This window comes from Capnocytophaga sputigena (assembly GCF_900446695.1).
In the GTDB taxonomy this organism is placed as follows: Bacteria; Bacteroidota; Bacteroidia; order Flavobacteriales; family Flavobacteriaceae; genus Capnocytophaga; species Capnocytophaga sputigena.
Genome location: NZ_UAVP01000008.1, coordinates 430,716 through 454,389, shown reverse-complemented (window position 1 = coordinate 454,389; position 23,674 = coordinate 430,716). Strand labels below are relative to the sequence as shown.

20 protein-coding genes are annotated in these 23,674 nt (G+C 39.9%); 4 read left to right on the top strand and 16 right to left on the bottom strand.

What is annotated here, in order from left to right; genetic code table 11:
* Positions 1–8 precede the first annotated feature (8 nt).
* From DR017_RS08550 to thrS, 13 genes are all read right to left on the bottom strand, one after another.
* Positions 9–3,290, bottom strand: coding sequence for a glycosyltransferase family 117 protein (locus DR017_RS08550; protein ID WP_002680403.1), 3,282 nt, complete (start codon positions 3,288–3,290; stop codon positions 9–11).
* Positions 3,291–3,382: 92 nt separating this feature from the next.
* A complete protein-coding gene (locus DR017_RS08545) occupies positions 3,383–3,910 on the bottom strand; it encodes a hypothetical protein (protein WP_002680264.1) in 528 nt (175 codons plus the stop codon).
* A gap of 5 nt (positions 3,911–3,915) precedes the next feature.
* Positions 3,916–4,446 carry a hypothetical protein gene (locus DR017_RS08540; RefSeq protein WP_002680362.1) on the bottom strand — a complete coding sequence of 177 codons (531 nt, stop codon included), beginning with the start codon at positions 4,444–4,446 and terminating at the stop codon, positions 3,916–3,918.
* A gap of 83 nt (positions 4,447–4,529) precedes the next feature.
* The gene (locus DR017_RS08535) at positions 4,530–5,663 is read right to left on the bottom strand and encodes a clostripain-related cysteine peptidase (RefSeq protein WP_002680384.1); all 1,134 of its coding nucleotides are present in this window, start codon (positions 5,661–5,663) and stop codon (positions 4,530–4,532) included.
* A 113-nt stretch (positions 5,664–5,776) separates the two neighbouring features.
* Positions 5,777–6,091 (bottom strand): hypothetical protein, encoded by a 315-nt coding sequence (locus DR017_RS08530; protein WP_002680364.1) that lies wholly within the window; start codon positions 6,089–6,091, stop codon positions 5,777–5,779.
* Positions 6,092–6,141: 50 nt separating this feature from the next.
* Complete coding sequence (locus DR017_RS08525; RefSeq protein WP_100066545.1) at positions 6,142–6,606, bottom strand: hypothetical protein; 465 nt, start codon at positions 6,604–6,606, stop codon at positions 6,142–6,144.
* Positions 6,607–6,616: 10 nt separating this feature from the next.
* Positions 6,617–8,257, bottom strand: coding sequence for a C10 family peptidase (locus DR017_RS08520; RefSeq protein WP_002680246.1), 1,641 nt, complete (start codon positions 8,255–8,257; stop codon positions 6,617–6,619).
* A 110-nt stretch (positions 8,258–8,367) separates the two neighbouring features.
* Entirely contained in the window at positions 8,368–9,072 is a 705-nt protein-coding gene (locus tag DR017_RS08515) for a YiiX/YebB-like N1pC/P60 family cysteine hydrolase (protein ID WP_002680404.1), read from the bottom strand.
* Between the two features lie 136 nt (positions 9,073–9,208).
* A complete protein-coding gene (locus DR017_RS08510) occupies positions 9,209–9,724 on the bottom strand; it encodes a DUF4878 domain-containing protein (RefSeq protein WP_002680397.1) in 516 nt (171 codons plus the stop codon).
* A 152-nt stretch (positions 9,725–9,876) separates the two neighbouring features.
* On the bottom strand, positions 9,877–10,221 hold the full coding sequence (gene rplT, locus DR017_RS08505; protein ID WP_002674637.1) for a 50S ribosomal protein L20: 345 nt from the start codon (positions 10,219–10,221) through the stop codon (positions 9,877–9,879).
* Positions 10,222–10,320: 99 nt separating this feature from the next.
* Positions 10,321–10,518, bottom strand: a complete 198-nt coding sequence (gene rpmI, locus DR017_RS08500) for a 50S ribosomal protein L35 (RefSeq protein WP_002680287.1) — start codon at positions 10,516–10,518, stop codon at positions 10,321–10,323.
* 106 nt (positions 10,519–10,624) lie between these two features.
* The gene (infC, locus tag DR017_RS08495) at positions 10,625–11,122 is read right to left on the bottom strand and encodes a translation initiation factor IF-3 (RefSeq protein ID WP_040361428.1); all 498 of its coding nucleotides are present in this window, start codon (positions 11,120–11,122) and stop codon (positions 10,625–10,627) included.
* A gap of 107 nt (positions 11,123–11,229) precedes the next feature.
* Positions 11,230–13,173 (bottom strand): threonine--tRNA ligase, encoded by a 1,944-nt coding sequence (gene thrS / locus DR017_RS08490; protein WP_002680367.1) that lies wholly within the window; start codon positions 13,171–13,173, stop codon positions 11,230–11,232.
* Positions 13,174–13,664: 491 nt separating this feature from the next.
* Between thrS and DR017_RS08485 the strand changes: the two genes are divergently transcribed.
* The 4 genes from DR017_RS08485 to DR017_RS08470 all read left to right on the top strand — a co-directional run bounded on the left by DR017_RS08485 (position 13,665) and on the right by DR017_RS08470 (position 19,754).
* Positions 13,665–14,591, top strand: coding sequence for a PfkB family carbohydrate kinase (locus tag DR017_RS08485; protein WP_002680298.1), 927 nt, complete (start codon positions 13,665–13,667; stop codon positions 14,589–14,591).
* Positions 14,592–14,646: 55 nt separating this feature from the next.
* Positions 14,647–15,933: a glutamate-1-semialdehyde 2,1-aminomutase gene (gene hemL, locus DR017_RS08480; RefSeq protein WP_002680390.1), complete on the top strand. Its 1,287-nt coding sequence runs from the start codon at positions 14,647–14,649 to the stop codon at positions 15,931–15,933.
* A gap of 49 nt (positions 15,934–15,982) precedes the next feature.
* On the top strand, positions 15,983–18,085 hold the full coding sequence (locus tag DR017_RS08475; protein ID WP_002680304.1) for a GH92 family glycosyl hydrolase: 2,103 nt from the start codon (positions 15,983–15,985) through the stop codon (positions 18,083–18,085).
* A 121-nt stretch (positions 18,086–18,206) separates the two neighbouring features.
* Positions 18,207–19,754 carry a DUF4301 family protein gene (locus tag DR017_RS08470; RefSeq protein ID WP_002680252.1) on the top strand — a complete coding sequence of 516 codons (1,548 nt, stop codon included), beginning with the start codon at positions 18,207–18,209 and terminating at the stop codon, positions 19,752–19,754.
* A gap of 272 nt (positions 19,755–20,026) precedes the next feature.
* Here the strand turns inward: DR017_RS08470 and DR017_RS08460 are convergent, their stop codons facing one another.
* The 3 genes from DR017_RS08460 to DR017_RS08450 are packed head-to-tail and all read right to left on the bottom strand — an operon-like array spanning position 20,027 to position 23,570.
* Positions 20,027–21,193: a carboxypeptidase-like regulatory domain-containing protein gene (locus tag DR017_RS08460; protein WP_002680341.1), complete on the bottom strand. Its 1,167-nt coding sequence runs from the start codon at positions 21,191–21,193 to the stop codon at positions 20,027–20,029.
* 33 nt (positions 21,194–21,226) lie between these two features.
* Positions 21,227–22,381, bottom strand: coding sequence for a carboxypeptidase-like regulatory domain-containing protein (locus DR017_RS08455; protein ID WP_002680411.1), 1,155 nt, complete (start codon positions 22,379–22,381; stop codon positions 21,227–21,229).
* Between the two features lie 22 nt (positions 22,382–22,403).
* Positions 22,404–23,570: a peptidase associated/transthyretin-like domain-containing protein gene (locus DR017_RS08450; RefSeq protein ID WP_002680366.1), complete on the bottom strand. Its 1,167-nt coding sequence runs from the start codon at positions 23,568–23,570 to the stop codon at positions 22,404–22,406.
* Positions 23,571–23,674 lie beyond the last annotated feature (104 nt).

The following is a 23,674-nucleotide window of genomic DNA, read 5'->3' as shown; positions in this document are numbered from 1 at the left end:
AGTTTTTTCTATTCTTCTTCTTCTTCAACTGCCGTACTATCAGCTGCAGCTTTTTCCTCTTCAGTGGGCTCTTTAAAATATTCTTCTAATTCTTTAGCACCCATAAACGGACTTGCTTTGGCTTTGAATACTGCCCATTCTTTTTGGAAGAATTCACTATCCAAAGGAGCGATGAGTTGTAAGAGGTCGCCATAGCGGTCGATAGCGTACTGTATGCGGGCAACGCTGAGGTTGAGTTCCTCGGCATCTAAATGGGTATAGTAGTTCAGTTCTTCTTGGTATTTAGCGAAAATCTGTTGTGCGAGTTTGCGGGCAGTTTCGCGTTGTCCTATCTTAAAGTAGCCTTGCACAAAGGGGTCGAGGGTGAAATAGTAGCCATACGCCTCTACCGGCATATTTTTCATAGCGATATCCATCATTTCTTTGGCTTGGGCGTTTTTACCTTCGGCGATGAGCTTCTCGGTAAGGCGAGCGATATTGCCGCGGAAGATGATACTGTTCTTGCGCGTTTCGGGGTCTAAATAGATATTAGGTTTGCCCATATTGCCCCACGTCCATTTTTTCACGATGTTGCACATCAAATCGGTATTGATGCGCCCCATATCGTAAGGGTGGTTTTTATCGATTTCGGTTTTGATAGGCACGAGTTTGTACACTAATCCATCGAGTTGCAAATAGTCTTTCATCCAAATGTACTCGGTGGCATCCATACTACCTCCGGTGAAGTAGATAGGGCGTTTCCAATCGTTGTTCGCCAAGATGTCGAGCATCACAATGCGCGCCTTGTCGATAGCGTTAGGCAAGGTAATATCGATATAATCTACTATTTTATCGGCATCTTCAGGTTTTACGATACCGCTTTTTAGTACGTTTTCTTTGTTTACAGGAATGCGTATTTTGTTAGTAGGGTAGTAGTAGAAAGTTTGTTTGTACTCACCTTCACCACGTGTTTCTTGCGTATTAGGGTCGTCGCTGGTAACCCAATTTACAAAATCTTTGATATTCCAACGGTTTTCGGTGCGCTTGCGGAAGTAAATGCCCTCACGCACGCCGTAAGCGTAGTTTTTATGCTCTATTTGTGCGGGAATAGGGCTACTTTTGTAGGCTTGGCGCTTCATTTGGTCGATATACCAATCGGTTTGTAACAAACTTGTGTTGATGACGCGTACATCGGTGCGGTAGCCTTCGATTTCTTGAGCATACCACAAGAGGAAGGTGTCGTTATCACCAATGGTAAAAATCATCGCATCTTTATCTTTTGCCACCGATTCTAAGTAAGCATTCCCAATGAACTCAGCCGAATATTTTTGAGAGCGGTCGTGGTCGTCCCAGTTTTCATAAGCCATTAGCGCAGGCACAGATATTAGGGTGAGGACAACGGTTGCAGGGGCTAATATATTGGGAGTGATGTATTTTTTCAGCCAATCGAAAAGGGCATACACGCCCATTCCTATCCATATTGCAAAGGCATAGAACGAACCTACCAAGGCGTAATCACGCTCGCGAGGCTCAAACGGACGCTCGTTCAGATAGATTTTCAGTGCTAAACCAGTGAAAAGGAAAAGCACCATAATCACCCACGTTTGGCGTTCGCTTTTGATAGCCATAAACAGCAAGCCTAAAATTCCCAAAAGGAAAGGCAGGAAGTAATAAGTATTGCGGGCTTTGTTGTTCAACACATCGGAAGGGAGGTTTTTTTGAGAGCCGAGATGAGCATTGTCGATAACTGAAATTCCTGAAAGCCAATTGCCGTGGTCGTTTTCTAATTTTCCTTGCACATCGTCTTGTCTACCAATGAAGTTCCACGCCAAATAGCGGAAATACATATAGCCAAATTGATAGCTAAAGAGGTAGTTCATATTCTGCCAAAAAGTAGGTTTTTGCACTTCTACTTCATCGCGGAATTGCATTAGGAACTGGTCGTAACGCTCTGGAGGCATTGCGCGTACCGCCATTTGCTGTTGGATACTTTGCAATAGTTGGTAGGCTTGAGGGTCGGCATAAGCCTCTTCAGTAATTTTGAAAGGCGGATTACCGGTGAGCTTCATATAGTTAGCCGCGTGTTGGGCGCTCCACATACGAGGCAAGAAGCCCATTTGCGCTCTATTAGAGGCAGTTTGAGCGTTCTTGTAGTTGTTTACAATCACGTATTTGCCTAATTTATAGTCGCGTTCGTATTTAGGTTTAGCATCTTCATAAGGATGTTCGGGGTCGATACCTGCATACTTATCGGTGTACATAGGTCCGTAGAAAAGATGCGTTTCGGGATATTGTTCGAGGTTGTAGTACGCCAAGAGCAAGCGTGCATCGGTAGGGCTATTCTCGTTGATTACTGTATTGGCATTTGCACGAATAGGAATCATCAGCCAAGATGAAAAGCCTATAAACACAAATAGCAAACACAAAATGCCCGTTTGCAAGCGCACTTTGTTTTTCTTATAAGCATAATTGAGTGTGAAATAGAAGAAAGCGATAACCGAGAGCCCCGCAATAATAGTCCCCGAGTTGAACGGCATTCCAAAGCTATTGACGAAAAAGACTTCTAAATAACCGAAATACGCCAATGTGTAGGGCAATATCAGTTTGAAGATGAGCAATAGTATAGCGATGGAAATTACATTGGCGAGGATGAAATTCACTGCGGTTTTCTTGTAGTTGCTGTTGAAGAAATACAGCATCCCGATAGCAGGAATGGTGAGCAGTGCCATAAAGTGTACCCCAAAGGAAAGTCCTACTAGTAACGAGATAAGCAATAACCAGCGGTCACCACGAGGTTCGTGCAGACTATCCGTCCACTTGATGCCCAACCAAAACATTACCGATATAAAAAGCATTGCCATTCCGTATACTTCGGTTTCTACAGCGTTGAACCAGAAGCTATCGGAAAAAGTATAAGCCAAAGCGCCTACCACACCGCTGCCCATTACTGCAATGATTTGAGAATGGCTAAGAGTTGTAGCACCGCGCAGAGCGATTTTTTTAGTGAGATTAACGATGATAAAGTACAAGAACAACACTGTGAAAGCACTCGATAACACCGACATATAGTTCACCATTAAGGCTATTTTGTCGCTATTAGGAGCAAAAGCAGCGATGAAAGCGCCCATCATCTGGAAGAAAGGAGCTCCAGGGGGGTGACCTACTTCTAATCTTGCCGATGTAGCGATATACTCACCACAATCCCAAAAACTTACTGTAGGTTCTACGGTAAGGCTATAGGTAACCAAAGCAATAGCAAACACCAGCCAACCAGCGATGAGGTTGTATCTTGAAAAGTCTTTATCCGTCATTGTAATAAAATTAGATTTTTTATTATTGAGGGCAAAAGTACGAAATAATTGCTAATTAGCAAGGGGAGGGGGCAGGTTTCAGGGGATAGAGGTTAGATTTTTACACTTACGCCCACTTTGAATGATAGCACATTACCAAAAGCTACTTGTCCGTTGAGACCTACATTTTTGAAGATAAAGTAACGGAAGCCTAAGTGAATGTTCCACAATGCGAGATTATTGGGGTGTTCTCTTCTGAATTTTTCGGGGGTAGGGGAGGAAGAGGTCTCACAACCTCCAGAACTATAATTATCAGGGGTGTTGCTTTGCCAAAAGCAGTAGCCTACCGAGAGACCACTATACCAATCGGTAGTGATGCGATGATCAAAATGCAAATCGGCGCTGAGCTCAGGCACATAAGCGGTTTCGTACTTACTATTGAGGTTAAAACTCTGATTAGAAAGATTAGCGCCTACCGAGATATGAGGTGTCACTCCATAGTGAACGCCTCCGCCAATAATTCCTCCTATAAACGAGGCGCCTGTTTGTACATCAATAAATACATCACCTTTGTTGTAGGCTTCTTGAGCGGAGGAGTGCAATACAAAAAGCAATAGCGTAAAGAATAAGAGATTTTTCATATTATTTAGATTTTTATACTTACTCCCACTTTAAACCAACGTACATTACCTAAGGACGCTTGACCATTGAGACCTACATTTTTGAAGATGAAGTAACGGAAGCCTAAGTGAGCACCCCAAGCTATAAAATTATTTTTGTGATTGTTTCTAAGGTTAATGTCATAAGTAGGAGGGGTTATCACACAACCAGTATTGCCAGCATTTTCATAAGGGTCATTGCTCTGCCAGATAAAATATCCTCCTGAAAGTCCTGCATACCAATCGATAGTAGTGCGATTGCCAAAGTGAAAATCGGCAGTGAGTTTGGGTAGAAAGGAAGTGATGTACTTATCGTTGAAGTTAAAGCTTTGACTATTGAACTGAGCTCCTACCGAAAACAATGGGGCAAAAGCATAGTGTATTTCTCCACCATAACCAACTCCTGCATTGCCGATTGACGTGCAAATATCAATAAATACATCGCCTTTGTTGTAGGCTTCTTGAGCAGAAGTGTGCAAAGTAAAAAGCAATAGCGTAAAGAATAAGAGATTTTTCATACTTGGTTTAGTTTTTAGGATTACGCAACAAAGGTAGGAAATAATTAGTGAATTAGCAAATTTGAGAATTAGAAAATTGTAAGCTATTTATACGAGAAATGAAACCTTGTAGCTCTATACCACGACAATTGTTTGTAATAGTTGTTCAGCGTTTCATTCTTGCCAAATAAATAGACACTCAGTCCGTTGCAATGTGTAAGCGCAATATTAGCAAATCTCGGTGTGTGTTTTTCAACCTTACAGAGTTTTTGCCAAATAGCTTCCATAGCCACAGTAGCTTTGCTCTCCAAAAGCACTTGTTTGAGGTCAAACAAATACTTTTCGTTATTCCTACTGTATTGTTGCAAATGGGCTAAAGACAACTCAGAAGTGTTGAGTTGTTTGCAGAAAGAAGCTAAAGCCTCCAACTGCTTACTATCTACCAAAGTAACTGTAGCCGACTGTCGTGCGCCCTCCAAAGCATTGTAATAGTTGTAGTAAGCTTCGGTTGCTTTTTCTAATTGTAATTTCCCTATAAGGTAAGGTAATAGGTGGTGATAAGGAAAGCCATCGGCAAGAATTTCGGCAGGCGAAGCAATAAAGTAACGAGCAGAATGACGTAATTCATAGAGCACCTCTACCGACCCCATAAAGCAAGCGTCGAAAAGGATATAATCAAACCGATAAGGGTTTAAAACTTCCGCAAGGTCAGGAAGCTCCATAGCTCCCTCTCGCGGACTCATATCTTTTCCAAACGATTTCACCTCCACTCCTGATTTGTTTTCGGTTTCTATATGATAACCTTCCGGCAACCAAGCATTCCCGTGCGACCAAAGCACAAGTCCTTTATAATGATTGTCGCCTTTGTAATAGCTCAAAGCATCTCTCAACACATTGCTCATTACAGTTCTATCAGTTGAATTTTGTTCGGGGTAAGAAGTAATGATTTTAGAGGCAATTATCTCGGTGGTATCGTGTACAATTTCTAAAAGTACAGGGTGTGAAGGCAAAGCGGTAGAAGTATTACTATCGATATACACCAAGAGTTTGTCTCTTCCGTTAGGCACAAACCCGCGTTCTATTTCGTTGAGGTCTTTTAAAGCATAAGGGGCGAGGTCGTTATCAGCGACCATATACACGAGTGTGATTTCGTGAGGAGGTAAAGGCTCAGGAGTTGGGCTATCTTTTTGGCAAGAAAGTACTCCCAAGCTAATAAGAAGCAAAGAGTAATAACGCATAGTTTATTTTTTAGTTTTGCACAAAGTCAGCGAAAGCCCCTGTTCCCCCGAAGGGGACAAGCTGTAAAAACAATTGTAAATCATAACTTTAATATATTGAACTGATGCAAAAATTAATAAACAATACTAATTTTTCCTTTTGGGCAAATATCGATTGTGAGTTCACTTTTATTACCTTGTATTTGTACTGTGCTTTCCAATCGTAGGCGTGAAGCCGTGATGGCTACTACTTTATAAGTGCCTTTAGGCAAAGTAAATGCCTTAGAAATAGTATTGGATGATAGCTTTTCAGAAAAATGCTCACCTACCGAAACGGTTACAGCTTCAAAATAGCGATTTTGTACATGCAGGGTGTAGTTTTCGGGCTCTATGGCTTCTTTAGAGCAAGATAGGGCAACGACTGCCAATAGATATATAAGGTAACGCATAGAAAAATGGTAAAAACCTCTGGCAGGGGGTGTTGCCAGAGGAGTTAAGGTTATTTTGTATTATCTATTAGATAAGTATGATCACTAATGAGGTTGAGTTCTATTTTTTTATGGTTGAAATACAGCTCTGATAAATAAGCATTATCTCCACAACCTGTACTGTCATAATAATCTCCCTTTACTTGTAAAGTATCTGTTTTTTTATCATACTCCAAATAAAAAGTCTCTAACTTCCCTGTATAAAATTCTTTTAATTTTTTCCCTCCGTTACTTATTTTTATATTTTTATTAGCCATAGGAGAATAACTAATTTTCACCTTTTTATTATCTATCAGTTTATATAAAAAGGCTGAGCTTTCTGTATTTTCAAAACTTTTTAGTAATTCTCTATTATCGTTTACAGCATTATTTACAATAATAATACATAAAGAAGGAGGTACATTCATACAATCTTTTCCATTATCACAAGAAAGAAATAAGCTTAATAGTATTGTAAAAATTAAAATCTTTTTCATAGCTTTACTATTATCGATTAACATATATTATTTTTTTATCATGCTCATAATTCCCTTCTGAGTCTGATTTAAAAGTGTTTGAGCTAAACTTTCTTCCATCCTTAGCATTAAAAACACCCACATTGTACCAGCCTGTCCCGTTATAGCCTTCTATAGTTCCAAAACCTTTTGTATTTCCTCCCCAACCAAAATTGTTATGAAATAGATAAAGAGACTCTATTGAATAACTTTCACTTGATGTAATAGCATCTATCTCCTCACAACTTACAACACTATAAGTTGTTGCATTACGTTCCATTACCACATAACCATCTATAAGCCAAGCATGACCATTATAAGTATTATATATATTGAATCCTAAAAAATTATGACTTTTTTCTATAGCCCGCCCTCTTATATAAACGGGGTGATTCCTTTTTATTAAATCAGTAACTAAATTCCCATCATAATTTGTTTGTCTTACAGGATACCCTAAACTAGCAAGCGTTGTTGCAGCTCTATATATAGTACTTCCGCTTCCCCCACATCCATAGTCCATATTTAGATAATCACCATCTCCTAAATGCGCTAAAAGGTATTGTATATCTTCTTTTGCAGTAGTGTTATATCCTACGCTATAGTTATCAATGGTAGAAAACATATCACCTACATCTACTTTAGTCATATCATCCCAATGCATTTTTCTACCTTTAAAATCAGTAGGTTTTTTATAATATGCCATAAATTGTCCTACTGCAGTAGCCACACACCCTACAGGAGCTTGGTCATTACCACATTGCATAGAAACTTTATTATTATAAGTTCCTATTTGATTCCAAAGAGTCTTTATTAAAGGTGCTTTTACATATTTAGTTTGCCATTCTCCATATTTAGTATATCCTTTATCCATATATTCAGGACCTCTATTTTTTTTGTGACAAAACCACTCCCAATACTCTTGATGAGAGTTAAATCCTTCCCTAGGATATGAATCATCACCATAATAATTATAGTATTTTGTTTTCACTCTCTTTCCTCTCCTATCAAAAAGTCCTCGTAAGATAAGTTCTTCTTGTTGTCCTTTTGAGAGTCGTTTGAAAATAGCTTCTTCTGCCTCAGTCGCCAAATTCTCTTTATTAGCTTCAAAAGCGGCACGTTGTTCTTCTATGTACTCCTGCATATAGCTAAACAGTATTGCTTGTCCTGGGTTGCTAATAGTGTCGCCTAAATGTCCGTAGGAATTATAGGCTAATACACTAGGAACGCGCCTATCTGCTGAGGTAATTACATACCCTTGGTTGTTGGCAAAGTTTACAATGTACACATCGGCTTGTTCGGGTTTTGCGTTGCCTTTGGTGGGTACGTAAGGCTTGCGAGTGTCGCCTTTTACTACCTCAATCGAGCCAATTTTTAAGGGAGCTTTGGTAACAATACCCTCTACTTCACGCATTTGCATAGCGGTAGCGAGAGCAGTTTCTTGGGCTTCTTCTGCCGAAATATAGGTTTGCCCTGTGAGAGCCACCCAACCTAAAAGTCTGTTGTTGGAAGCCTTCGTTTCAGTACTGGGTAATACTGAAATATCGGTGTCGGTTGCGAACGGGGCGTCTGCCTCTTCGCGTTGGCAGGAAAAGAAGAGTCCTGCAATGGTAAAAATAAATAGATGTTTTTTCATATAGGGTTAGTTTTTATGATTACGCGACAAAGGTAGAGAATGTTTTTGAAATTTCCAAATAAATGTAGGGGAATTTACACATCAATTTGTGAAAATGGTGATTTTTTCTACTATTCACTATGTTTTAGTATTTTTTCTATAAGTTTTTTTTGCTTTTTATTTGGATATGTATTGATAATAATCTCGAAGTATTTAGGGTTGTAGAGTGTCGTCATAGTGGTGAAAAGTTGTTGGCGTTGGGGTTTATCGGTAGGGAAAGCGATAAAATGAAGGTCGTTGTCTAAAATTTGGTAGATGAGTTCGGTGCAATAAAGTTGAGAAGGCTCATCTATAGTGCCTAAATGGTCGAAAGGAATTTGAGCTTTGAGGTAGTGCTTGGCGCGTTGCACTACGGCACGACCTTGCTCGGGGGTGCTGTGCAAAGGGCGCACGATTAAGATTTTCTTGGGCATTGAGTATTTAAGGAAAGCGTTTAAGGGCTGTTCTTGCATACCATCGATGTTGCTTACATCGGAAGAAAGAGAGTGAATTACCCACCAATTGCCATTTTTGCGATAGAGAATGCCAGAATGGGTGACATCAAACCGACCGTCGTTGAGGCGTTTAGCAATCAGGTCGCTAAAGATACCATAACCACGCCTAAGAATGATATCGCCCTCTTGTAGAGAATCGAGTTGGGAAGGGGTAAGACGGAGGGAATGCTCATTCTCGGCAACTTGTTTTTCTTCACTGCGATGGTCGATATAGAAAAAAATGCGAAAGGCAGTGTAGGAGAGGAGCAAGAGCGCTGCGAGGAAAAAGAGAAACTTTTTCATTGTCAGGGGGTTAGGTTTCAGCTTTTAGGGGGTAGGAGATAAAAAGAACTTTGCCAAAGGTGCGAGCCGCACGGGCAATGCGAGCCGCACGGGCAGGAAACTTTGGCAAAGTTGTAGTTTTAAAAGTGATATAATCTTATTTGTTAGTAGGGGTTGTAGTTTGAGCATCCTCTACTTCAGCAGGCATATCAGGGGCATCGAGGTCGATATTAGGGTCTATTTCTGGCATATCGTGGTCGTGACCATCGTGATTGTGGTCGTGTGGGGCGCCATTTTCTTTATTTTCTTTGTTCATAGAAACAATCCATTTGCCGTCTACTTTTTTGAGGTCGAGAGCGGTTTCTTTGCCGTTGCTATCCTCGGTAGTGTAGAACACTTTGGCTTTGTCGCCGTTTTCTTCTACTTTGGTGATTTTAAAACCTTTGAACAATTGTTCGTTTTTAGCATCGGATGAAGGTACGGATTTCATCAATTCGTTGAGAGATTTGAGGAGCTGAGAGGTTTGCGCATCGCAATATTTGCCAGCTTCTTCAAAATTATTAGCATTTACAGCTGTCATAAATTTCTCGGCAACAGTTTTAGGAGAGTTTTTAGAACAAGAAGTAAGCATTAAACTTCCGATAAGGAAGAGAGATAAGAAAAGTTTTTTCATTTTATGAGAGTGTTTAAATTAGACATTAATCATTATTAGGAGGCAAAGGTAATAAAAAAATACGAATTACGAGTTACGAACGGTGAAAAAAATAGGCTGTCTTTTTATGAGGCAGCCTATTTTTATACGGAATTATATCGTTAGTTAAACGTTTATTTTACTTTTTCTACAATAGCTTTGAACGCTTCAGGGTGGTTCATTGCCAAATCGGCAAGAACTTTACGGTTGAGCTGGATGTCAGCTGCTTTAAGTTTACCCATAAATTGAGAGTAAGACAATCCGTGCAAGCGAGCCCCTGCGTTGATACGCACAATCCACAAAGCGCGGAAGGTTCTCTTCTTGTTACGGCGGTCGCGGTAAGCGTACTGCATTGCTTTCTCAACAGCGTTTTTGGCTACCGTCCAAACGTTTTTTCTGCGGCCAAAGAAACCTTTGGCTTGCTTCATTATTTTTTTTCTACGAGCTCTACGAGCTACAGCATTTACTGATCTTGGCATAAATTCCTTTTTTTAATTTTTGTAGCAGGTGGTTTGTGCTTAAAACAAACTCTTAGGGGTACCTACTCCACGGTTATTAATTTCCTACTATTTAAACAATTATTTTAAGCCTAATTGTTTCTTCACGCTTGATTCGTCGTTAGAGTGAACGAGTGTAGCGTGGGTGAGTGCTAACTTGCGTTTTTTAGCTTTCTTAGTTAAGATGTGGCTTTTGAACGCGTGTTTTCTCTTGATTTTACCAGAGCCGGTGAGCTTGAAACGCTTTTTAGCTCCAGATTTAGTTTTAATTTTTGGCATTTGCTTAGATTTTTATTGATATAATTCCGTTTTTTAGGTAAGAGATAAGAGGTAAGAGGTAAGGTTGCATACCTCTTATCTGTTACTTCTTATCTTTTATCTTTAATTATTTTTTCTTGGGTAAGGGTGCGAGGAACATCGTCATACGTTTTCCTTCGAGTTTAGGCATTTGTTCTACTTTGCCATAGTCCTCAAGGTCAGTAGCGAGGCGCAAGAGGAGGATTTCCCCTTGGTCTTTATAGATGATAGAACGACCTTTGAAGAATACATAGGCTTTTACTTTAGAACCTTCTTTGAGGAACTTTTCGCCGTGTTTCTTCTTAAACTCATAGTCGTGGTCATCGGTTTGAGGGCCGAAGCGAATTTCTTTGATCACTACCTTAGTAGCTTTCGCTTTTAGCTCTTTATCACGCTTTTTTTGTTCGTAAAGGAATTTCTTATAATCAATTACCTTACAAACAGGAGGCGTGGCGTTTGGTGAGATTTCCACCAAATCGAGTTCTAATTCATTAGCAATTTCTAATGCTTTGCGAGTGGGGTATACGCCACCTTCGACGTTTTCCCCTACCAAACGTACCTCAGGAACGCGGATGTCGCGGTTGATGCGATGAGGTTGTTTGTCATCTCTGCCCGGTGTGTTACTTTTTTTTATGATGGCTATTTAAATTTAAAATTACTTTCACTATTCTAATTTGGCGATTTAGCGATTGACTAATTACCAAATTGTTTGATCGATGCGGCTACTTCGTCGTTGATGAGTTTGGCAAATGCTTCTACGCTCATACTGCCTAAATCTTCACCACCGCGTTTGCGCACTGATACGGTGCCTTCTTTCTCTTCATTCTCACCGACAATGAGCATATACGGGATTTTTTGGGTTTCGGCTTCACGTATTTTTTTGCCCATAGTTTCGGCACGATTGTCTATCAGGGTGCGAATATCGGAATTTTCTAACAAACTCAAAACTTTTTGAGCATAATTTTCATATTTTTCGCTCAATGATAGTATGATAGCTTGATTTGGGTTGAGCCATAAAGGGAAGTTTCCAGCGGTGTGTTCCAATAAAATGGCTACGAAACGCTCCATACTTCCGAAAGGCGCACGGTGAATCATTACAGGGCGGTGCATCTCGTTATCAGCACCTTTATACCAAAGGTCGAAACGCTCTGGAAGGTTGTAATCTACCTGAATGGTACCGAGTTGCCAGCTTCTGCCTAAGGCATCTTTTACCATAAAGTCGAGTTTAGGTCCGTAGAAAGCCGCTTCGCCTGTTTCGATTACATAATTCAAACCTTTTTCTTTCGCTGCGTTGATGATCGCGTTTTCGGCTTTTGCCCAATTTTCATCACTACCGATGTACTTGCTGAGGTTTTCGGGGTCGCGCAATGATACTTGTGCAGTAAAATTGTCGAATCCAAGAGAGCCAAATACATAAAGCACTAAATCGATTACGTGTTTGAACTCGTCGTCTAACTGTTCAGGAGTACAGAAGATGTGTGCATCGTCTTGGGTAAAGCAACGCACACGGGTTAAGCCGTGCAACTCGCCACTTTGTTCATAGCGATATACTGTACCAAACTCGGCGAAACGCTTTGGCAAATCTTTATAACTCCAAGGGTGTGAGTTGTATATCTCGCAGTGATGCGGACAGTTCATCGGTTTTAGTAAATATTCCTCACCTTCGTTAGGGGTGGCAATGGGTTGGAAACTATCTTTTCCGTATTTATCCCAGTGACCTGAGGTTACATACAAATTCTTATGACCGATATGCGGGGTAACTACCTGCTCGTAACCAGCTTGTTTTTGGGCTTTGCGCAAGAAGGCTTCGAGGCGTTCGCGCAAGGCAGCTCCTTTGGGTAACCAAAGCGGTAAGCCTTGTCCTACCTTGTTAGAGAAGGTAAAGAGTTCAAGTTCTTTACCAAGCTTGCGGTGGTCGCGTTTTTTAGCTTCTTCAAGCAGTTCGAGGTATTCGGTGAGTTCTTTTTGTTTAGGGAATGAGATGCCATACACACGGGTGAGCTGAGGGTTGTGCTCATCACCACGCCAATAAGCCCCAGCAGCGCTGAGTACTTTTACAGCTTTCACGAAGCCCGTGTTAGGGATATGCCCCCCACGACAAAGGTCGGTGAAGGTGCTGTGGTCGCAGAAGGTAATTGTACCATCTTCGAGGGCTTCGATGAGTTCGGTTTTGTACTCATTTTTGCCTGCGTAGTACGACAAGGCTTCGGCTTTGCTCACAGGGCGCATCTTAAATTCGTGTTTGCCACGAGCGATTTCCAAGAATTTAGCTTCGATAGCAGGGAAATCTTTTTCGGAAATAGGTTTGCCGTTGAAATCGACGTCGTAGTAGAAACCATTGGCAATTGCGGGTCCTATGGTGAGTTTGATGCCAGGGTAAAGTTCTTCGAGCGCTTGTGCCAAGATGTGGGCAGAAGAGTGCCAGAAAGCTTTTTTACCTTCGGGGTTATCCCAAGTATATAGAGTGAGACTACCGTCCGTCGTCAGTGGGGTAACGCTTTCTACAGTCTTGCCGTTGAAAGAGGCAGAGAGTACGTTACGCGCCAACCCCTCGCTGATGCTTTGTGCTACTTGAGCAGGGGTGATACCACTTTGGTATTCTTTTACTGAACCGTCGGGTAGTGTAATTTTTATCATTTTTATTGTTGATTTTTAGTATTGTTGAGTTTGAAAGTGCAAAATTACAAAATAATTATGAAATAGGAGGTATGAATGAGGAAAAAAAGTGAAAAAAGGACTGTTCAACAAGTTTTTTGTATGGGGGGCGTTTGCAAAACGCCCTTACACAACATACTATAAAAGTAACTGATTTTCAGAGCAATCAACTTTGGCAAAGTGTAGGGGAGTAAATACGATTTTTGAGACTTTTGGGGCAGCCTTTTAAATTTATAACATATTTTTATTCATTCTGCAAAATGCTCTTCTTGCAGAAAAAAAGCACAGCTTTTTTCGCTAAAAACAGAAAAATAATACAATTCCCTTCGTTTATAATCCGTATTTCGTAATAATTTTGTACTTTTGCCCAAAATTTACAAAGAGTAAGAACATTACAAAGGTAATTGTCAGAAAATTAACATACTGTAAGTGGCATTATATATTTCTTACTTCTTATCTCTTACCTAAAATAAATGAGCAAACTACTTATTCTCGGAAGCATCGCTTTCGACCAAATAGAAACACCTTTTGGAAAAAGCAACTCTATTATGGGGGGCTCAGCTAACTATATCGCATTGGCTGCTGCTCAGTTTGAAATTCCCGCTGCTATCGTATCTATCGTAGGCAGCGACTATCCACAAGAGTATTTAAATCTACTAACTGAACGTCGTATTGATGTGTCAGGTATTGAGATTGTACAAGGAGGCAAAACACTCTTCTGGAGTGGCAAATATCACAATGATATGAACCAACGCGATACCCTCGATACCCAATTGAATGTTATCAACGATTTTAAACCCGTAGTCCCCGAGGCTTTTCGCGATGCCGAAGTACTTCTGCTTGGTAATTTGCACCCTTCTCTCCAAATGGATGTACTCAACCAAATGACTCAGCGTCCTAAATTGGTGGTAATGGACACGATGAACTACTGGATGAACCACACTTGGGATTTGCTAATGGAGGTAATTGCTCGTGTGGATGTGATCACTATCAATGATGAAGAAGCACGCCAGCTTACCAAAGAGTATTCACTTGTGAAAGCTGCTCAGCGTATTATGGCAATGGGTGTGAAGTATGTAGTGATTAAAAAAGGCGAACACGGAGCTCTTCTATTCCACGAGGATAAGGTGTTCTTTGCACCGGCTTTGCCTTTAGCCGAAGTGTTTGACCCTACGGGAGCAGGCGATGTGTTTGCAGGGGGTATGGTGGGGTATCTCACTAAAACTCGCGACTACTCGTTTGCTAATTTGAAAAACGCTATTGTTCAAGGGGCAAATGTAGCCTCGTTTTGCATTGAAAAATTCGGTGCTGAGCGTTTGCTCACCCTCACCCACAACGAGCGAACTGCTCGCTTACAACAATTTAGAGACCTTACACAGTTTGATATTCAACTTAGGTAAGAGATAAGAGGCAAGTAATTTACCTTTAATCTCTTACTTCTTAGCTAAAAAAGATATGCTTTACAAAAGAAGTAGCGAATTATTCGCAGCTGCACAACAAGTACTCCCTGGTGGAGTGAACTCTCCCGTACGCGCTTTCAATGCCGTAGGGGGACATCCTATTTTCATCAAAGAAGCGCAAGGCGCTTATCTTACCGATGAGGACAACCGCAAGTACATCGATTATATTGCCTCTTGGGGTCCTCTCATTTTAGGTCACGCGTACGCCCCTGTAATTGAGGCAGTAACCGAGCGCGCTAAAAAAGGTACCTCTTTTGGTATTCCTACTGAAGTAGAAGTGCAAATTGCCGAATTGGCGGTTGCAATGGTGCCAAATATCGATAAAATCCGCTTTGTGAATAGCGGTACAGAGGCTTGTATGAGCGCAATCCGCTTGGCACGTGGCTATACTGGCAGAGAGAAAATTATCAAATTTGCGGGTTGCTACCACGGACACTCCGATGCTTTTCTCATTGAGGCGGGTAGTGGAGGAGCCACTTTTGGCAGCCCCAATAGCCCTGGGGTAACCCAAGGCACGGCTAAAGATACACTTTTAGCAAACTACAACGATTTAGCATCGGTGAAGACCCTTTTTGAGGCTAATCCTCAGCAAATTGCTTGTGTGATTATCGAACCTGTAGCGGGCAATATGGGTTGTGTACCTCCTGCTGAAGGATTTTTAGAAGGATTGAGACAATTGTGTACTGAAAATGACGCACTTTTGATATTTGATGAGGTGATGACCGGCTTCCGCTTGGCAAAAGGTGGAGCGCAAGAAGTCTTTGGCATCAAAGCTGATATTGTTACCTTTGGGAAAGTGATTGGCGGTGGACTTCCCGTAGGGGCTTTTGCTGCTAATAAAGAAATAATGAGCTACTTAGCTCCCGAAGGTCCCGTGTATCAAGCGGGAACCCTTAGCGGTAATCCTTTGGCGATGAGTGCTGGTTTGGCAATGCTCACCGCTTTGAATGAACAGCCCGAAGTGTTTGATAGTTTAGCGAAAAAAACAGCTTACTTGCACGAAGGATTTGACAATGTGCTAAAACGTGCGGGCATTCCTTACCAAATCAACAGTTTTGGATCTATGTTTACCCTTTTCTTTAACGAAAATCCTGTAACCGATTTCGCTTCTTCGGCTAAGAGTGATGCAGCGCGTTTCCGCAAGTATTTCCACGGAATGTTGCGCGAAGGCGTTTATTTGCCACCAAGTGCTTTTGAAAGTTACTTCCTCAATGATGCTCTTACTTATGAAGATTTGGATAAAACTATCAGCGCTCTTAACAGAGTGATTATGGAGCTGTAAGGAATTAGTAAATTTGGAATCCTGAAACCTAATACCTAATAATAAATTAATGAAACCATACCTTTACCTTTTGGCATTTGCCTTGGTAGCTTGCCATAATTCATCAGAACAAAAAGAGTCAGTTAAAGAAGAACTCACTAATTATGTTAATCCCTTCATCGGTACTGATGGGACGGGGAATACCTACCCTGGGGCAATGACTCCCTTTGGGATGGTGCAACTCAGTCCGGATATTGGTATCCCAGGCTGGGACAGAATTTCGGGCTACTTCTACCCCGATAGCATCATCACCGGATTCTCACATACCCACCTTTCAGGCACGGGGGCTGGTGACCTCTACGATGTACTCATTATGCCCACCAATAGTAGATTTAACCAGCGTATTGAGGCAAACAACCACCTGCCTTTCTCCTATTTCTCTCACCAACACGAAACCGCCACTGCGGGTTATTACAGTGTTGATTTGCTGAGTTATGGCATCAAAGCCGAACTTACTGCTACCCCTCGTGTGGGGGTGCAACGCTATACCTTCCCTAAGGACGAACAATCCAAAATTACTGTAGATTTAGGCTATAGCATCAACTGGGATAAACCTACTGAAACTTATTTGAAAGTGGTGGATAACACTACTTTGGAAGGTTATCGGTTTTCTACTGGCTGGGCGCGCAACCAAAAGGTATATTTTGTGATCAAGCTCTCCAAACCCTTTGTTGATAAGGAATTTACAGAAGAAAAAGAAAATGGCAAAGCCAACCGCTCTAAAATGGTACTTCGCTATGCTACCGCCAACAATGAAACTATAGTAGTGAAAACAGCACTTTCTATGCACAGCATTGCAGGGGCTTATAAAAATATGGAAGCCGAAGCCCCTCATTTTGCTTTCGACGACTATCGCGAGGCGGCTCGTAACCTCTGGGAACGACAATTACAGAAAATTACGGTAGAAGGGGGAACTGAGGAGCAAAAAACAATTTTCTATACAATGCTCTACCAATCGATGTTGGCGCCTAATCTCTTCAGCGATGTCGATGCTCCTGAAAAGCGTTACGACACATTTTCTCTTTGGGATACTTTCCGCGCGGCTCACCCTCTCTATACCTTGTTGCACCGTGAGGCATCTGCCGATTTTATCAAGAGTTTTTTAGCACACTACCGTGAAAATGGCACATTGCCTGTGTGGAGTATGCAAGGCGGTGAAACCAATATGATGATAGGCTATCACGCTGTACCTATTATTGTAGATGCTTATTTTAAGAATATCCCGATGGATATCCCCTTGGCTTATGAAGCTTGCAAACAAAGTGCGATGGTGAAAGAACGCGAAATCGGTCTTTATCAGCAATATGGTTATGTGCCTTATGATTTAGATAAATCAGATGAAAACTGGTCGGTGTCTAAAACCTTAGAGTACGCTTACGACGACTGGTGTATTGCGCAATTTGCCAAATCACTCGGCAAGGAACAAGATGCGGCTTATTTTGCCAAACGCGCTGAAAATTGGCGCAATCTCTTTGATGGAAAAACAACTTTCTTCCGTCCTAAAGACAGCAAAGGACAGTTTATCAAGCCTTTCAATCCTAAGGACTACAGTAAATACTTTTGCGAAAGCAATGCTTGGCATTACCGCTGGTTTGTGCCACAAAACATTCTTGGCTTGCGCGATGCGATGGGAGGTACTGATGCTTTTGAACAGAAACTCGACTCTATGTTCACTTTAGCCGTTACCCCCGATGAGAAATTGCCTATTTTCAGTACCGGAATGATAGGTCAATACGTGCACGGTAATGAACCAAGTCATCACGTGGCTTATCTTTATCATTTCACGAACCACCCCGAAAAAGTATCTCAACGCATTACCGAAATATTGAATACTCAATACAAAAATACCCCCAACGGACATTGTGGCAATGAGGACTGCGGACAAATGAGCAGTTGGTATGTGCTCTCAGCTTTAGGTTTTTATCCTCTCAACCCTTCCGATGGCAGGTATTATCTAACCACCCCATTGTTTGATAAAGCTACTCTTCACTTAGAAAATGGCAAAACCTTCACTATCGAAAAAGGTAAAAAAGCAGGTGAAATACGCTTCAATGGCAAGCCGTTCTATAGGAATTACATCAACTACGACGAAATTCTAACTATTAACAATTGACGGTTGGTAATTAACAATTAAAACTTTTTTCTGCTTTTTCTTGCTTTTGTCTTTTTTTGTTTATACCTTTGACGTCTCAAAAAATCGTAAGAATTAGAATGTTGAACGAAACTATTATATTATGAATGAATTAACAGAAAAAGACCGCCAGCTACTCATCAGAAAAGGCATTACTGAAGCAATGCTCAACGCTCAAGTAGCACAATTCAAACAAGGAGTACCCCCTATCCAGCTCTACAAAGCTGCTGTGTTAGACGATGGTATTATCCCTTTTAGTAAAGAAGAAGCTGCCAAATACGCTGCTATCTACCAAAAGCGCAAACAAGGCAACACTATCCTGAAATTTGTACCAGCTTCGGGGGCAGCGACGCGTATGTTCAAATCGCTTTTCGCCTTTAGAGACGATTTTGAGCCCGATCGCGAATCGTTTGTAGCCTATATCGGCAGAACTGGCAATAAGGAAGTAAAAAATTTCTTTGAAGGTCTTGAACGCTTTGCTTTCTACCCCCTCCTCAAAGCAGCTATTGACAAACATCACCCCGACTTTTCCTCATTAAACGAAGATATCCAAAAACACATTATCGTCAATACCCTCCTTAATGAGGAAGGTTTGGGCTATGGCAATATGCCCAAAGGACTACTCCCTTTTCACAAACACTCCGAAAAAATCGCTACTCCTTTTGAAGAACACTTCCGCGAGGCAGTGCTCTACGCTTCCAATGAGCAAGAAGCTCACCTGCATTTTACTATTACTGAGCAACATACCGAAGCATTCCACAAAGAACTCGACCTTATCAAACCTGTGCTTGAAGAGCGTTATAACATCAATTTTGATGTGAATTTCTCTTACCAAAAACCAAGTACCGACACGGTTTCGGTAACCGAAGATAACGATTTCTTCCGCGATGAAGAAGGTAATCTGCTCTTCCGCCCTGCTGGTCACGGAGCTCTGTTGAGCAACCTCAACGACATTGATGCCAATATCATCTTTATTAAGAATATCGACAATGTGGTAGTGAAAAAATACACCGATGAAACCGTGTTCTACAAAGAAGCGCTCGCGGGCAAACTATGCGAAGTGCAGGATGAAATCTTTAGAATCTTACGCCGTATTGACAATAATAAGATTAAGAAAAAAGAGGTGAAACTCATTCTCGATTTTTTAAAGGAAATCAATATCACTGTTCCTGATTACATCTATAAATTTCGCCGCCAATACGCTATGGAGTTCATCAAAGAACAGCTCAATCGCCCTATACGTGTGTGCGGAATGGTGAAGAATGAAGGTGAACCTGGTGGAGGTCCGTTCTGGGTGAAAGATGGTGAGGGCTACAGCCTTCAAATCATCGAATCTGCCCAAGTGAATATGGCGGATGCTAAGCAAAAGGAAATCTTCCAACAGTCTACTCACTTCAACCCTGTAGACTTGATTTGCGGCACTAAAGACTATAAAGGCGAGAAGTTCGACCTACAACAATACGTAGACCCTAACCAAGCCTTTATCACCTCCAAAACCTATATGGGTCGTCCGCTAAAAGCATTGGAGCTCCCTGGTTTGTGGAATGGTTCAATGGCACATTGGATTACCCTTTTCGTTGAAGTGCCTATCATCACCTTCAACCCTGTGAAAGTAGTAAACGACCTGCTCAAGAAAACCCACCAAGGGTGAGGGCAGGTTTTAGGTGTCAGGGGTCAGGTATCAGGGGTCAGACGATTGGTAAAGCCAGTATTGGGTATGTGAGTAACTCACAAAAACTGAAAAAAATGAGTAAAAGTATTGTAAGAGATAAATCAAAAGATTTTGCTGTTAGAATACTCGTACAATCAGTTAAAACATTGAAGCAAAAACAGCTCGATGAATAAAGAAAAAAGCACTGCTCTAATTAAAGAGTAGTGCTTTTTTATTCTGTAGGTTCTTTACAAATAGATCAAAACATAAGGCTATTGGTTTATAAAATCTTGTTCTTCTTTGGTAAGCAAAAACTTGGCTTCACCTTGTTTATGAGGGGTAACGTATTCAAAGAAAGGTTTTTCAACCTCTATTCTGTCATTCTTTTTTATTTGTCCTTTTGTTACACCTGTACGCAAGAAAGATTGTTCTGTTTGAAGATTATCCCTTTTGTTATTATATTCAATACCTCCTTTAGCTTTTACATAAAGACTGCTAAACAATAATTTGTTCTTATAATTACTGAAAGTAATGTCTAAGGAAAAATTATCTGAGATAGATTTAAAGGGAATTTTGCTTTCCTTTGAAATACCTTCACTTACAGAATGCTTGGTATCATTAAAAATAATACGTTTCACTGCATTAGTGTGATTATCAAAATAAATAACCGAATTAGTTAATTTAAGACTGAGCTCTTTTTTGATAACAATGTCTGCATTAAAAGTTACTTTGGTGTGATCAGCATTCTTTTCAACTTTTTTAATTTCAATATTCTCTCCATAATATTTTATGAAAGATAGATAACTATTGGGGTAAAGAAATTGAAATAGGTTTTTAGGATCTAAAAAAGCTCCTTGCGTAGTTTTATTCTTATCATTCTTTATGTGAGAATAATCAGTACTTTTGAGTGCAACAGCCAACTGTTTATCTAATGTTTCTTGTGGGATAAATAGATATTGTTTGAACCACCAATCTAATTGCACTTGATAAAGTCGTGTAAGGGTATCATTTCTTACAAATTTTTCTCTATAAGTACATTCTAATGTTTTAGCATTAGTTTCATAGAGCTTTTTATAATTATCTAACACGTGTCCTACTTGTTTTTTTAAGTCAAAATTATAAATAACTACCTCATCAAGCGCAATTTCTTCAGGAGTTAAATACAGAGTGCTAAGAGAAGTGTCTTTATTTATAACTAATTTCTTTGTCGCATAACCTACACAACTTACAATTAAGCTATCTTGTATGCTAAAATCTATTTTTGCTTTCCCCTCTTCATTAGTAATTGTTCCTTTTTCAAGATTAGGCAGATATAGATGCACATTGCTAATAGGCTGTTTGGTTGTGTTATCCAAAACATTTATAATCTTCTGCTGTGCAGCAAGAAATTGAAAAGAAATTAGTAGTAAAATTGTTGTTATACGTAATTTTAGTTTCATAAGTTTGTTATGTTAAATGTTTAGATATTATGCCTATTGGTTTATAAAATCTTGTTCTTCTTTGGTAAGTAAAAACTTGGCTTCACCTTGTTTATGAGGGGTAATGTATTCGTGGAAAGACTTTTGAATATCTATTCTATCTTCCTTTTTAATATGTTTGTTCTGTACTCCTGTACGCAAAAAACTATGTTCCAAAAAGAGTTTATCTCTTTTTCCTTTGTATTCAATAGCTCCTATGAGTCTTACATAATAAGAACTAAATAGTAGTTTGCCTTTATAGTCAGTTAAAGTGAGCTCCAAACGATAATTATCTGTAATAGACTTATAAGGCTTATTAGTTTTCTCAGAAACTTTATCCTTTATACCTTGATGTATGTCGTTAAAAATAACTTTTCTCACAGCATTGGTAGTATTGTCAAACACCAATACCGAGTTTTCAAGTTTTAGATTTAGCTTTTTATTGATAACGATATCAGCGTTAAAAGTTACTTTAGTAACCTCTTTACTTTTCTCTACTTTTTTGATATCAATATTTTCACCAAATTGATCTATAAATGACAAATAGGTATTCACAAAAAGATACATAAACATTGGGGTTCTTTCTAAGTGAGCAGAACGAGCAGCAATTTCTTCTTCGCTTAACATTTTAGAGTAGTCGATATTTTTAAGTCGGATTTGTAATAGTTTTTCTAAAGGTTGCTTGAAAGAAGTATAACGATAACTTTTGCTCCACCAATCTAACTGCACTTGGTAGAGCCTTGTTAAGGTGTCATTTCTTATAAACTTCTCTCGGTAGGTACACTCTAATATTTTAGCCTTAGTGTCATACAATTTGAAGTAATTATCTAAAACATACTTTACTTTCTTTTTTAAATCAAAATTGTACAACACAACTTCCTCAAGTTGTATTTCCTGAGGATTGAGATAAATGGTTGCTTTAGCAAAGGTTTTATCTGTAAAAATCTTTTTAGTTGCATAGCCTATATGGCTTAAGGTAAGGGAGTCGTTCTCCACCGCAATACGCAATTTGCCTTCCTCATTGGTAATAGTACCGTTGAGAGAGCGTGTGTAATAGGCTTCGACATTGGGAATGGGCTGCTTTGTAGAGACATCCAGCAGGGTGAGTTCGGCTACTTGGGCGGGTAAGGCTGTGGCTGTGAATAATAGGATAAGGAATAGTATTTTCATATTGTTATGTTTTTACATTACTTTAGAAATTAGAAATCACGCGGTATTCTTTTGGGTTGTGGGGTTTATTGATGAAATCGCGCATTTCATTGGTAAGGGGGAGTTGGTTTTGAGTCTCCCAAAATTCTTTGTTATAGGGTACATCTAATTTAAAGAGCTCTTTTTTGCCATTTACATTGGCTTTAAAAGTATTGAGGTCTGAAAAAGGGTGAGTAACAATGAGCTCGAAGCTTACATCGTACACTATTCTTTCTTTGCCTACATATCCTTCTACTTTTGCGCCAACTATGGCATTGGCTATAAAATATTTGTTGTTTTTGGTGTCTTTCTCACATTTTTCCTTATAAAAATAATCAATAGTTCTGTATTTGATGAATGGTTTTTTAGTATAGGGTATTTTATGAATTATTTTAGGATTGATTTTATGAATACGCTCTTTGACGGCATAATCATCGGTATTGATAATGAAATGACCTATACTACTTTTATCATCCTCTTCATTTTTAGGAGTGTGACTTACCTGATGATGTGTTTCATCTATAACTTTAAGGAATGAAAAACGGTACTCCTTTGAATCTAAAAATAAAATATTACTCCACCATTGAAAAACATCATTTAAGGAAGGGATATTAAAATCGTCTGCACGCACTCCTTTCTTTTCTATACCAAACTTACGCATATTCAGCAATTGAAAGGTGAAATTTTTCTCGGCTCCTAATAACTTATCGCGCTTGATACGTCCACTGAAATCTTCTATTTTCACGAGTTCACCATTGCGTTTGAGGATACAACGCAAGAAGAAATCTTCAACAAAAGGTTCCATAGGATAATTGGTGCTAGCGTGATTATAAGCTTCTTGTATAATGTTTTTGTTGGAAAGGGTTACTTCGTCTAACTGAAAAGGTTTGGGGATAAGGTACAAGGTGTCTTTTGTACGACTCAGCGCTTTGAAAGTAGTTTTGAGGGTTTCATAGCCTAACATTTTGATAGTTACGCTATCGTTGGATGAATAGAACACAAAGTGTCCATCGTCATTGGTAACGGTATAGTCATTCGCATTATGGATGGTAGCACTTTTTAAGGGGGTTTTAGTCTCCTTATCTGCAAGGTATTTGGAGAGGGTGTTTTGAGAAAAAGATAGTGGAATTAGGGTTATATAGGTGAGGACTGCGATTATATTCTTTTTCATAGTTATAAGGATTATAGACTTTGCCAAAGGCTGTAGCAAGATGTGCAATTAGACCTTTGGCAAAGTGTAATGGTGTAAATATGATTTTAAAACTTTTAGGGTAG

What these genes read in the sequence shown, in the direction of transcription:
- DR017_RS08545 (WP_002680264.1), bottom strand. Translation starts at nt 3,910, where the DNA reads ATGAAAAATCTCTTATTCTTTACGCTATTGCTTTTTGTATTGCACTCC.
- rpmI (WP_002680287.1), bottom strand. Translation starts at nt 10,518, where the DNA reads ATGCCAAAAATTAAAACTAAATCTGGAGCTAAAAAGCGTTTCAAGCTC.
- hemL (WP_002680390.1), top strand. Translation starts at nt 14,647, where the DNA reads ATGCTTTACAAAAGAAGTAGCGAATTATTCGCAGCTGCACAACAAGTA.
- DR017_RS08450 (WP_002680366.1), bottom strand. Translation starts at nt 23,570, where the DNA reads ATGAAAAAGAATATAATCGCAGTCCTCACCTATATAACCCTAATTCCA.
- DR017_RS08550 (WP_002680403.1), bottom strand. Translation starts at nt 3,290, where the DNA reads ATGACGGATAAAGACTTTTCAAGATACAACCTCATCGCTGGTTGGCTG.
- DR017_RS08540 (WP_002680362.1), bottom strand. Translation starts at nt 4,446, where the DNA reads ATGAAAAATCTCTTATTCTTTACGCTATTGCTTTTTACTTTGCACACT.
- DR017_RS08460 (WP_002680341.1), bottom strand. Translation starts at nt 21,193, where the DNA reads ATGAAACTAAAATTACGTATAACAACAATTTTACTACTAATTTCTTTT.
- DR017_RS08520 (WP_002680246.1), bottom strand. Translation starts at nt 8,257, where the DNA reads ATGAAAAAACATCTATTTATTTTTACCATTGCAGGACTCTTCTTTTCC.
- thrS (WP_002680367.1), bottom strand. Translation starts at nt 13,173, where the DNA reads ATGATAAAAATTACACTACCCGACGGTTCAGTAAAAGAATACCAAAGT.
- DR017_RS08525 (WP_100066545.1), bottom strand. Translation starts at nt 6,606, where the DNA reads ATGAAAAAGATTTTAATTTTTACAATACTATTAAGCTTATTTCTTTCT.
- DR017_RS08535 (WP_002680384.1), bottom strand. Translation starts at nt 5,663, where the DNA reads ATGCGTTATTACTCTTTGCTTCTTATTAGCTTGGGAGTACTTTCTTGC.
- DR017_RS08530 (WP_002680364.1), bottom strand. Translation starts at nt 6,091, where the DNA reads ATGCGTTACCTTATATATCTATTGGCAGTCGTTGCCCTATCTTGCTCT.
- DR017_RS08455 (WP_002680411.1), bottom strand. Translation starts at nt 22,381, where the DNA reads ATGAAAATACTATTCCTTATCCTATTATTCACAGCCACAGCCTTACCC.
- DR017_RS08475 (WP_002680304.1), top strand. Translation starts at nt 15,983, where the DNA reads ATGAAACCATACCTTTACCTTTTGGCATTTGCCTTGGTAGCTTGCCAT.
- DR017_RS08470 (WP_002680252.1), top strand. Translation starts at nt 18,207, where the DNA reads ATGAATGAATTAACAGAAAAAGACCGCCAGCTACTCATCAGAAAAGGC.
- DR017_RS08485 (WP_002680298.1), top strand. Translation starts at nt 13,665, where the DNA reads ATGAGCAAACTACTTATTCTCGGAAGCATCGCTTTCGACCAAATAGAA.
- DR017_RS08515 (WP_002680404.1), bottom strand. Translation starts at nt 9,072, where the DNA reads ATGAAAAAGTTTCTCTTTTTCCTCGCAGCGCTCTTGCTCCTCTCCTAC.
- DR017_RS08510 (WP_002680397.1), bottom strand. Translation starts at nt 9,724, where the DNA reads ATGAAAAAACTTTTCTTATCTCTCTTCCTTATCGGAAGTTTAATGCTT.
- rplT (WP_002674637.1), bottom strand. Translation starts at nt 10,221, where the DNA reads ATGCCAAGATCAGTAAATGCTGTAGCTCGTAGAGCTCGTAGAAAAAAA.